The sequence below is a fragment of the Paenibacillus sp. HB172176 genome, from assembly GCF_011947265.1.
GTDB lineage: Bacteria > Bacillota > Bacilli > Paenibacillales > Paenibacillaceae > Pristimantibacillus.
Genome location: NZ_JAATHD010000059.1, coordinates 1 through 2,515 on the forward strand (window position 1 = coordinate 1; position 2,515 = coordinate 2,515).

1 rRNA gene is annotated in these 2,515 nt (G+C 54.5%); it reads right to left on the reverse strand.

The features are described 5' to 3' along the window. A 23S ribosomal RNA gene (locus tag HFP08_RS28690) occupies positions 1–2,515 on the reverse strand; the annotation flags it as partial.

Below are 2,515 nucleotides of genomic sequence, written 5' to 3' on the forward strand. Positions count from 1 at the left end.
CGAACCTATCAACCTCGTCGTCTTCAAGGGGTCTTACATACTGGGAAATCTCATCTTGAGGGGGGCTTCACGCTTAGATGCTTTCAGCGCTTATCCCGTCCGTACTTGGCTACCCAGCGGTGCTCCTGGCGGAACAACTGGTACACCAGCGGTACGTCCATCCCGGTCCTCTCGTACTAAGGACAGCTCCTCTCAAATTTCCTGCGCCCGCGACAGATAGGGACCGAACTGTCTCACGACGTTCTGAACCCAGCTCGCGTACCGCTTTAATGGGCGAACAGCCCAACCCTTGGGACCTACTTCAGCCCCAGGATGCGATGAGCCGACATCGAGGTGCCAAACCTCCCCGTCGATGTGGACTCTTGGGGGAGATAAGCCTGTTATCCCCAGGGTAGCTTTTATCCGTTGAGCGATGGCCCTTCCATGCGGTACCACCGGATCACTAAGCCCGAGTTTCCTCCCTGCTCGACTTGTAGGTCTCGCAGTCAAGCTCCCTTATGCCTTTGCACTCTGCGAATGATTTCCAACCATTCTGAGGGAACCTTTGGGCGCCTCCGTTACTTTTTAGGAGGCGACCGCCCCAGTCAAACTGTCCACCTGACACGGTCCCTCCGCCCGATTCAGGGCGGCAGGTTAGAACTCCGATACGATCAGGGTGGTATCCCAAGGCTGCCTCCATCGAAGCTGGCGCTCCGATTTCATAGGCTCCCACCTATCCTGTACAGATCGTACCAAAGTCCAATATCAAGTTACAGTAAAGCTCCATGGGGTCTTTCCGTCTTGTCGCGGGTAACCTGCATCTTCACAGGTATTAAAATTTCACCGGATCTCTCGTTGAGACAGCGCCCAAGTCGTTACGCCATTCGTGCGGGTCAGAATTTACCTGACAAGGAATTTCGCTACCTTAGGACCGTTATAGTTACGGCCGCCGTTTACTGGGGCTTCGGTTCACAGCTTCGGAGTTACCTCCTAACCGCTCCCCTTAACCTTCCAGCACCGGGCAGGCGTCAGCCCGTATACTTCGCCTTACGGCTTCGCACAGACCTGTGTTTTTGCTAAACAGTCGCTTGGGCCTTTTCACTGCGGCCCCCTCGGGCTATTCACCCTACCGAGGCACCCCTTCTCCCGAAGTTACGGGGTCATTTTGCCGAGTTCCTTAACGAGAGTTCTTCCGCGCGCCTTAGCATGCTCTGCTCGCCTACCTGTGTCGGTTTGCGGTACGGGCACCTGGATCTCACTAGAGGCTTTTCTTGACAGCCGGAGTACATGACCTTCGCTACTGCAATTTTCGCTCCCCATCACAGCCCAGCCTTATAGCCGGCGGATTTACCTACCGACAAGCCTCACTGCTTGGACGGGCACTTCCATCAGCCCGCGTCACTGCCCTTCTGTGTCACCCCAATCGCTCAAACAATCTTCGGTGGTACAGGAATTTCAACCTGTTGTCCTTCCACTACGCCTTTCGGCCTCGCGTTAGGTCCCGACTTACCCTGAGAGGACGAGCCTTCCTCAGGAACCCTTAGGCTTTCGGCGGACAAGATTCTCACTTGTCTTTTCGTTACTCATACCGGCATTCTCACTCATGTACAGTCCACCAGTCCTCACGGTCCAACTTCAACCCATACATGACGCTCCCCTACCCAATGCAGCAAGCTGCACTGTCATAGCTTCGGTGGTGTGTTTAGCCCCGTTACATTTTCGGCGCAGAGTCACTCGACCAGTGAGCTATTACGCACTCTTTAAATGGTGGCTGCTTCTAAGCCAACATCCTGGTTGTCTGTGCAACTCCACATCCTTTCCCACTTAACACACACTTGGGGACCTTAGCTGATGATCTGGGCTGTTTCCCTCTTGACAATGGATCTTAGCACTCACTGTCTGACTCCCGGTAAGCATGTCGATGGCATTCGGAGTTTGACTAGACTTGGTAACCCTTGGCGGGCCCCGCATCCAATCAGTGCTCTACCTCCACGACACTCATATCCGAGGCTAGCCCTAAAGCTATTTCGGGGAGAACCAGCTATCTCCGAGTTCGATTGGAATTTCTCCGCTACCCCCACCTCATCCCCGCACTTTTCAACGTGCGTGGGTTCGGGCCTCCAGTGCGTGTTACCGCACCTTCACCCTGGACAGGGGTAGATCACACGGTTTCGGGTCTACGACCACGTACTCATTCGCCCTATTCAGACTCGCTTTCGCTGCGGCTCCGGCTTTCCACCTTAACCTTGCACGGGATCGTAACTCGCCGGTTCATTCTACAAAAGGCACGCCATCACACATAAAATGTGCTCTGACTTCTTGTAAGCGCACGGTTTCAGGTTCTTTTTCACTCCGCTCCCGCGGTGCTTTTCACCTTTCCCTCACGGTACTGCTTCACTATCGGTCACCAGGGAGTATTTAGCCTTGGCAGATGGTCCTGCCGGATTCCGACGGGGTTTCACGTGTCCCGCCGTACTCAGGATACATCTCGGAGAGTGCTGACTTTTGGTTACAGGGCTTTTACCTCTTCTAGCGG